The following is an 8,149-nucleotide window of genomic DNA, read 5'->3' on the forward strand; positions in this document are numbered from 1 at the left end:
GGCTTGGACTCCATTACCACCGAGAGATGCAATTTGGTTTCCCTTTGCAACTCAGGGAGGTCCCCGGCCTCCACGATGACCGCATCCACGGCCTCCATGCCTATTAGGCTAAGCAGGTCTTCCCGCTTATTGACCCGCTTAAGGGCAGCGGGCTTCAGGCCGAAGGCGTCTTCCACGAATCGCGGGATTTTCTCGCGCCCCAAAAAATCCAGGATGCCGATGCGCCGGGAAGCCAAGCCCGCGGAAGTGACGGTGGAGTCGGCGGAAACCACCAGGTATTTGGTTTGCGGCTCCTTCTTCCACCCCTTCAGTTGGATCGAATATCCGCTTAGGTAGGCGGCATAGGCGGATGTGGTCACGATGGAGGCCTTGGGGTACGACGGCAGTACGTCTTCCAGATCCCGGACTCGGACGAAGGCGATCACCTTCCTGGGCGCCAGGGGAGCGCCGAGGGCGGATTCGATGCGCGCCGGCGGTAAGCCGCCGGGCAGGCAAACAAGCAGCGGAACCTGGGCATTTAAGCACTCCCGAACCAGAAAAAGTAGTATTCCGAAAATGATTGATCTATGCATTGGCCGGGTATGCCTATGGGTCTCGGAACACCGCATTATGTCGCAATCGGAAATCCCTTTGCCAGGATTCCCGCGGGAGCCGTCTGCACTTGCCGATCCGGCAAGGAAATGGTGAACCGGGTGCCGACGCCGGCCCAGGTTTCGACGCCCAACTCGCCGTCTTCGGCCCGGACCCTTTCCCAAGCGATTGCCATCCCTTGGCCCCGGCCGGAAATGGAATCGGCTTCGGGCGAAGTCGAAAGCCCCGATTTGAAGATCAAATGGATTTTTTCCTTGGGGGACAATGCGGCGGCTTCCTGAGGGGTAATAAGGCCCAGGGCCACTGCGCCATTTGCCAGCGATTCGCCATCGATGCCGTTGCCATCATCTTGGATGGAGAAAACGTGCCCACCCTTCGCGGTGCGGGAATAGGAGAGCTTGATGCAGCCCTTGCCCTTGCCCCGCTTGGCCCGGATTTCCGGATCCTCGATGCCGTGCGCCAAGCAATTGCGCAGGATATGCACCAAGGCTTCGTCCACGCGCAGGATCAAGGCGGGCTCTACCTCCGCATCCGCGGGCTCGACGAGGAAATCCGCTTCCTTGCCCAATTTTTCGGCGGCCTGCGCGAGCAGGTCCTGGTATTTGCCCGTCAGGGTAGAGAGCTTGCGGTAGTGAAGGGTTTGGATACTCGCCACCAGTTCCCGCCAGGCAGCGGGATCGGCGGATGGCTTGGCCTTCACGGCAAGTTCCATCAACCTATCCACCTTGTCCGGGTCCAATCGGATCGAGGGCTTCTCCAAGCTGCCGTAAAGCATCCGATAGACTTCCCCGATCTTGCACCTTTCCTCATCCATGCACCGAAGGGAATCCTGCACGGAAACGAGAAATGGGCTGTCCGGCTCCCTCTGGAAGTTCGCCAATTGGGACTCGAGGTCCTGCGCGGACTTCGCTAAGGCTTCGAATCCAAAACCGCCCGCATTACCCTTTATGGTATGGCAATCGAAGAATATCCGACGCTTCCAATCCTTTTCTCCCGGAAGCAGGGCCTCGACCATGGAGTCCAAACGCCGGCCGGTATCCTTGACGAATTCGGAGATCGCTTCCTGGCCGTTACCGGCTACCCCCAGGATGATTTTTACCCTGCGTTCATGACGGACCTTTTCCTCATCCAATCTCCGCACCAAAGCGCGTTTTTCCGTCACATCCTCGGCCAAAGCCATGATTTTAATGCGGCCATCCGTATCCATGATTTTACGATAAGCTATTTCGACGATGTAACCGGCTCCTTTTCCATCGTCCAAGATGATTTCCCGTACGGGAGATAGCCTTGACAGTTTGGTCCAGCGTTTAAGCGCGTGCTCCCGTTGCACCACATCAACCCAGTCGCGGAATGCGCGCGCCTGTTCGGGGGTCATGCGCAGGATCTCTTCCAGGGACTTTCCCTCCAGACGGTCCAAGCGCAAGACCGAGCATGCGCGGGCGGAATGATCGGGATTCACGGACAAATCCAGATTGAAGGTAAAAAGACCCTGATCCACGTTTTCCAGCAAGTCGCCGATTTGCCGCACCTTTTCCGCCACCAAGGATTCCAGCTTGTGCGTGTAAGCCTGTATTTTGCGGCGCATGCTTTCGAAGGTCTCCGCCAATAAGGCGAATTCCCCCTCGCTCCGTACGTTGAACTCGGCATCATAGTCGCCACCGGCGATACGTTGGGCCAAGGCGGCGAGATCCAGTACCGGCCGCGTTAGGCGTCCGGCCTGGAAGCGCGAGAACGTCAGGGATAGGACGAAAGCGCAGATCGCGGCAGCCAGGAATATCCCGAAAGTCAATTTCCGGTTCTGCCAAACGTGCTCGTTGGCATTGCGGAGGGCGGATTGCATAGCGCGCGTGTCCAAGCCCACGCGGACGACGCCTTGGTTCCCTGAAGAAGAAACGGCGATGGGCGCGGCGAATTCGAAGATCTCGCCATCGGCCGCCATCCAGGTCCGGCTTTGCGCGGTGCGTGCGCGGGAGGCCCATAGGGCCATCGAATCCCGCAGGATCGTTCGCATGTCGGCGTCCTTGCCGTATGCCAATTTCGAACGGAAAGCCCAGGGCCGCATATCCCCATCCAAATAGGCCGCGTAGGCGATGTCGGGATCCTGGTCCGCCAAGCTGTCAACGATTTCGCGGATACTGGCAATGGCATTGTCCTCTGCCAGGGGTCGGATGACCAGGCTTAGGTTACGCGTGAGGGTTTGGCCTTTGGCGCTGAGGCCCGCCCGGATGCCATCTTCCATGTCCCCGAGATCGCGTGACGCCCGGTGCCAATCCAGGATCATAATGGCGGAGAAAGCCAGGGCCAGCACGGCCGCCGACTGGAACGCGAAGCTGCGTAGCAGCTTTGCTTGGATGCTTTCCCTGGGATGCATTCGCTCCATCGACGAAATCCCCGACCCCTCAGGATGCGGACACCGCGAAGACCTCTTCCAGGGTTTCCGAGAAGTCTTTACGGAAATCCTCATCCTCGAACCGAAGCGGCTTTTCGATATAGCCTTTGGCCCCGATCTTGACGCACTCGAGCACGCTCGAGCCGGTCAGCGCTGAAATCATGAGCACGCGCGCGGTTGGGAACTCCTTTAGGATCTCGGCAAGCGCCGTCTTACCATCCTTGACAGGCATGGTGATGTCGAGCGTCATCAGATCGGGCCGATGGCGGCGGTACAGGTCCACCGCCTGGACGCCATTGGAGCCGGTGGCCACGACCTCGTATTCCCCGATCTGGCCTTCCTGGAAAAAATCCTTGAGGGCGCTAAGCAGGAATTTGGAATCGTCCACGATGACCACTTTCCGTTTCATACCATTTCCTTCTCGTTCACCGTGATCGCGAATCCAAGATATAGACGGGTTGACTTCGCTACCAGTACGCCTTGGATGGCACAAGCCCGCTTCGAGGTGACGCCCCCATTGGAAAACAGGGGGGGCGACATGGCCATATGACCGAAATGATCTTCGAGCCCGGGGATCCCCAAAACCCTGCCGGCGATGACATTCGCGACCTCGCCCAGGGCATCGAGGGCGATTTCCTCGCTACTCCCCCCGGGAACCAGGCATCCCAGATCGGTCTTGTTGATGCCCAACGATAGGGTCATGGCATATTCGCCGTTCCAGCATTCGATGATACAACACAGCGAAGACATGTTGACCATGCAGGGCTCCACTTTGAAGTCCCTCGGCGCCAAGGTAGGCAAATCCAGTACCCTTTCGACGGCATGCCTGGCGCAGACTTCGAAATCCGGCAGAATCTCCCGGAGAAAGACTTGGGTGACGGGATCATTGCAGGTTTCTCCCATTACGCCTCCTATTCACGTGGCTTGCGCATCCGAAGCTCGCGCTTGGACCGTCCCAGCCGCTCGAATAACCGGGCCAGAGCTCTCCTTGCAATTCCCAGCTTTCACCCCCCGATGATAAGGGATGGCGCCTTGAATCCGCACGGGGCGAGGATAGGGCCAGAAAGCCCGGCTCGCAGGGACCCGATCCCTATCGACATTGTGAGTACAAATCCCGATATAGCGAAGTTCGAAAGGTTCGCACGGTTTGTGCGTAAGTTCAATAAATTCCGGATAATTGACAAAGGGCTTTCCCGGGTGTTGCAATCAATAATGCTGCAAGGAACGGATATCGGAATTTTCACTAGGGCATTCAAGAAACGTGAGTGACTGTAATCGCATATTGCATATCGATGCTCCACCGCCTTTCTTGCGCTTCGTCGAAAAGTATTGCCAGTCCAAAGGAATCGCGGTGGATTCCACCGATTCGGAAGCGCAAGGGTTCCATTACGCCTTGGTTAAGCACTATAAAGCGATTTTCATCGGAGCGCACGCGCCACGAGTCGATGCGAGCCGCATTCTGAAGGGCTTGGCGCGCGCCCGCGTGACGACGCCGGTTTTCCTGCTCACCGAAAGCGCGAGCAAGGATACGAAGTTGATGGGGCTTCATTCCAATCTGATGGGTCTCATCGCAAAGCCTTTGGATCTCAAGGAGTTCTCCCGCTGCCTGGAATATGCCGAAAAGCCCCCGGGACTGGATCCTGGCGAGCGGGAGAAGATCATCGCCATTCTCACGAAGTGGGAAAAGAGCCTGAGCCGTGTTGGTTGAGGTCCTTATCTGCAACGATGGAATGGAAGCGAAGCTCTCCATACGCGACTTCAACCCTGTCGCATGGCGCAAGGAATTCCCGGCTAACCAGAGCCTAAAAAGCCTACTGTTGGCCAAGGGGCTGGCTCCCGATCTGATCGAGGATGCCGCCGTAGATTCGATCTGCGCGCTACTATCGGAAACTTCAGCCGAAGGGCAGCTTGCCTTGAGTCTCGAAGAAGCCCACTCGATCGTTTTGGCCGCCGGTTCTCCGCCGGAGCATGAAGAAGCCGAAGGGCTGATGTTCCATAAGTCCTATCTCTCAGATCCCCATGATATCGAAGCCCTGGATCAGAGGCTGCAAGAGGTGGCGGGCGGGAACGGGAAGCAGGTACTGGGTCCGGAATTCGATCCTGGAGCCCTGGTGCTCCACCAAGACACACTATTGGTGGTTGGGAAGGAAGGGATGCAACCCGGCCTCATCCGCGTGTCCGACGACAAATTGGAGGTCTGGCTGGTCCTCCAAAAGGCCAGCGCGTGCCTTGACCACGATGCGCGCCTCGGATTGGAATCCGTGAAAACGCTCATGACCCGAATGGGACTCCTGTCCATGCAGGACGAGGCCCGGGTGCTCAAGTCGCTTGAGGCTTTCCTCAAAGACGGGGCCGAACAAGAAGTGCTGTTACTGAAAGGCATTCTTCCGCGACCGGGCAAGAATGGCTCCATTCAACTGCTCGTGGATCCTGAACCGGACCTTCCCGATCCGGAAATGGTCCAGAACGTCGACTTCAAGGAATTCACCTTCTTCCGGGCAGTAGCGAAAGGAGATCGCCTCGCCCGTATCCTTCCACCGGAACCCGGCTCAGCGGGCATTGACGTCTTCGGCAAGATTACCTTGCCCCGGCCCGGGGTTCCGGTTCAGGTGAAACCGGGTAGGAACACCGGCTTCGCTCCCGATTCTCCCGATGTTATCATCGCATCCAAGGACGGAAAGCTCGCCGTAGAGGACGGGATCCCTTATGTGGTCGATACCCTGAAGGTGGCCGGGGACGTTTCCTTCAAGACCGGTAATCTCAGGTTCCCGGGTTCGATCGAGGTTGAAGGGAGCGTGCTCGACAAGTTCGCGATCGAGGCCAAAGGCGACGTGGGAATCGGCGGCGTGGTGGAGAACGGCGTCGTGATCTCCGAAGGATCCATCCTGATCAAGGGCGGAGTCATCGGCGGCGGATCAGGACTCATCAAATCGAAACTCAGCTCGGTGACCATCGGATTCATTCATAACCAGCGCATCGAATCCTATTCTAATATCGTGATATACAATGAGGTCCTGAACGGGCAGTTGCTGGCCAAGAAATCGATCTTGATGAAGTCGAAGTCCCATTCGGTCATCGGCGGGCACTTGGTCGCATACTCAAGCATCGAAATCCACAATGCCGGAAACGAAGCCGGGGCCAAGACCATCCTGGAAGTGGGCAAGGACTTCGAGGCCGAAGCGGAGCTTCTGCGCAAACGCGAGACCTTGAAGGCCGTGCGCGCCGACTTCGAATTCCTGGAGAAGAGGCGGAATAAGCTGGAGATGATAGTACGTTGGGAGGCCGGGAAGAATCCGGAGAACCGGCTCCTCGAACAGCGGGTGAAAGGTGTCCTGAAGTTCCTGGATAGACTGCGATTAGGGCTTAATGCCAGGCTCAACGAGCTGGAAGCGGCCTTATACAATCCAGGGGATTGCCACATCGCCGTTTCGGGGACGGCCAACCCGGGCACCGTGCTGAAGTATCGCGACAAGGTCATCCCGATTACCGAAGCCATGCGCGGCAAGCGCTGGCTCTTCAAACCAGACTGAGGTCGCTTCACCTCGGAAAACCCCTTTCAAAGACCCGACTTTTTGGCACTCGCGCGCCCTATGCTCCATTCTCCCTGATTCAGGAACGAACGTAACATTTCGGTGGGCCGGCGCATCCTACCTAACAATGCGCGAATCGCCGACTTTCCCGATAAACGGTATGGAATCAGCGGCGCTCCTCCGCATCCGCATCCCAGCTAGGGACCATTCAAAGGAGATAACATGAAATCAGTTCGATTTCCGACCCGATGGGAGAGCGCATCCGCTCTCTTGGCGTTGACCGGCCTATTGGGTTGCTTGCAAAGCGAACCTAAAACGTCCAACGAAAACGCGGTGAAGGAGCAAACCAGGCAGATTTCCGCGAAGATGGATAAGCCGTATTTGCTGAATGAGCAAGGCGAAGTCATCCCGTCCATCCCTCCGGAGTTCCTGGCCATGATGAAGGAAAAATTGCGGCAGGAAGCCCATCTCAGCGCCGCGGCCACCCTAGAAGAAATGTACGATCCGGTCACTGGAAAACTGAAAGACTCGAACCACCTCCCCGAAATCCAGTCCCAAGCCGACCATATCTCCGCAGCTTTGTCGAAAGGGGCCGCCCGATGAAAACCTGGATGATATCGGTCCTGTTTTGCGCCGCCGCATTAGGCTCCGCTTCGGCGCAACCCGACCAAACCGAATTCAACAATTATAAATGGTCATGGAGCAACCCCATCACCTGGCTGGGTTCGACCAGCCTTAATCCGGGCGGATACGGTTATTACCAGGATTACACCCCATCTTCCTCGAATATGGAGGATCCCACTACCATTAACTGGAGGAATTGGCGATTCGTTTATTATTACGGACTGACGGGAGGGAACGTATGGACATGGGCGGATTGGGGCCAACCTTCCGTCCCGGCGCCTACCACACTTCCGGATGGCACAATCGCGGATGAGTGCTTACATACCCATTTGGCATGGGGCGTATGGCTGCAATACGGCTACTATTCCGGCGGTGCTTATTACTCCGGGGTGGTGGGCCCGTTCCAGGGAGGCGTCAAGTCGGGAGTGCGGGTGGATAAGTATACCTGCAGCCATAGCGTGAACAATATCCTTACCAAGACGGTTCCGCGCTATGGATGGGGCCAAGACTCCTTCAATATGAAGTTCCCCAAGACCGGCAATATCTGGTCGGCCATGATCGTGGGCGCATTCGCGATTTCCCATGTCGATTTGGACTGTCCCACCCACGGCTGCACCAATCAACCCTGGATTGGAGCGTACTCGCTTCCTTACTGAAGGAATGTTTTCCCGCATCTGCCGGGCCCTCGCCGGCAGGGCGAACCCTCCACGCCAAGCCAACGAGGGCTTAACTTTCCCATCCCCATGTGGATGACCTTGACCTGTATTTCCGCCCTGCTTCTCGGCTGCTACGACATTTCGAAAAAAAAGGCGGTGGATGGAAACGCCGTCCTCCCTACCCTTTTCTTCTCCACCCTGGCCGCCGCCCTCGCGATCGCGCCGATCCTTTTGCTATCCGCCCTGGATCCCGCCCGCGCATACGCCTGGCATCTCGCCGTCCCGCCCCAAACGCCCGCCGCACACCTCTTGATCCTCCTCAAGTCCATCCTGGTGGGCTGTTCCTGGATGCTCTCCTA

The 8,149-nt window shown here is 57.4% G+C and carries 9 protein-coding genes; 5 read left to right on the forward strand and 4 right to left on the reverse strand.

Annotated features, from left to right (window positions below; all coding sequences use genetic code 11):
* From JF616_00545 to JF616_00560, 4 genes are all read right to left on the reverse strand, one after another.
* A partial coding sequence (locus tag JF616_00545; GenBank protein ID MBW8886215.1) for a hypothetical protein occupies positions 1 to 425 on the reverse strand: 425 nt, incomplete at its 3' end.
* 182 nt (positions 426 to 607) lie between these two features.
* Positions 608 to 2,971, reverse strand: coding sequence for a HAMP domain-containing protein (locus JF616_00550; protein MBW8886216.1), 2,364 nt, complete (start codon positions 2,969 to 2,971; stop codon positions 608 to 610).
* 19 nt (positions 2,972 to 2,990) lie between these two features.
* On the reverse strand, positions 2,991 to 3,389 hold the full coding sequence (locus JF616_00555) for a response regulator (GenBank protein ID MBW8886217.1): 399 nt from the start codon (positions 3,387 to 3,389) through the stop codon (positions 2,991 to 2,993).
* On the reverse strand, positions 3,386 to 3,883 hold the full coding sequence (locus JF616_00560; protein ID MBW8886218.1) for a hypothetical protein: 498 nt from the start codon (positions 3,881 to 3,883) through the stop codon (positions 3,386 to 3,388). Before JF616_00560 ends, JF616_00555 begins: the two co-directional genes overlap by 4 nt.
* A gap of 406 nt (positions 3,884 to 4,289) precedes the next feature.
* Between JF616_00560 and JF616_00565 the strand changes: the two genes are divergently transcribed.
* The 5 genes from JF616_00565 to JF616_00585 all read left to right on the forward strand — a co-directional run.
* The gene (locus JF616_00565) at positions 4,290 to 4,688 is read left to right on the forward strand and encodes a hypothetical protein (GenBank protein ID MBW8886219.1); all 399 of its coding nucleotides are present in this window, start codon (positions 4,290 to 4,292) and stop codon (positions 4,686 to 4,688) included.
* Positions 4,678 to 6,510 carry a DUF342 domain-containing protein gene (locus tag JF616_00570; protein ID MBW8886220.1) on the forward strand — a complete coding sequence of 611 codons (1,833 nt, stop codon included), beginning with the start codon at positions 4,678 to 4,680 and terminating at the stop codon, positions 6,508 to 6,510. The genes JF616_00565 and JF616_00570 overlap by 11 nt, the downstream gene beginning before the upstream one ends.
* A gap of 222 nt (positions 6,511 to 6,732) precedes the next feature.
* Positions 6,733 to 7,113 (forward strand): hypothetical protein, encoded by a 381-nt coding sequence (locus tag JF616_00575; GenBank protein ID MBW8886221.1) that lies wholly within the window; start codon positions 6,733 to 6,735, stop codon positions 7,111 to 7,113.
* An 8-nt stretch (positions 7,114 to 7,121) separates the two neighbouring features.
* Positions 7,122 to 7,790, forward strand: coding sequence for a hypothetical protein (locus tag JF616_00580; protein MBW8886222.1), 669 nt, complete (start codon positions 7,122 to 7,124; stop codon positions 7,788 to 7,790).
* Between the two features lie 99 nt (positions 7,791 to 7,889).
* A partial coding sequence (locus JF616_00585; GenBank protein ID MBW8886223.1) for an EamA family transporter occupies positions 7,890 to 8,149 on the forward strand: 260 nt, incomplete at its 3' end.

This window comes from Fibrobacterota bacterium (genome assembly GCA_019509785.1).
GTDB lineage: Bacteria > Fibrobacterota > Fibrobacteria > UBA11236 > UBA11236 > Chersky-265.

Coding starts and splice junctions, on each gene's coding strand:
- JF616_00580 (MBW8886222.1), top strand. CDS start 7,122: ATGATATCGGTCCTGTTTTGCGCCGCCGCATTAGGCTCCGCTTCGGCG.
- JF616_00555 (MBW8886217.1), bottom strand. CDS start 3,389: ATGAAACGGAAAGTGGTCATCGTGGACGATTCCAAATTCCTGCTTAGC.
- JF616_00575 (MBW8886221.1), top strand. CDS start 6,733: ATGAAATCAGTTCGATTTCCGACCCGATGGGAGAGCGCATCCGCTCTC.
- JF616_00560 (MBW8886218.1), bottom strand. CDS start 3,883: ATGGGAGAAACCTGCAATGATCCCGTCACCCAAGTCTTTCTCCGGGAG.
- JF616_00550 (MBW8886216.1), bottom strand. CDS start 2,971: ATGGAGCGAATGCATCCCAGGGAAAGCATCCAAGCAAAGCTGCTACGC.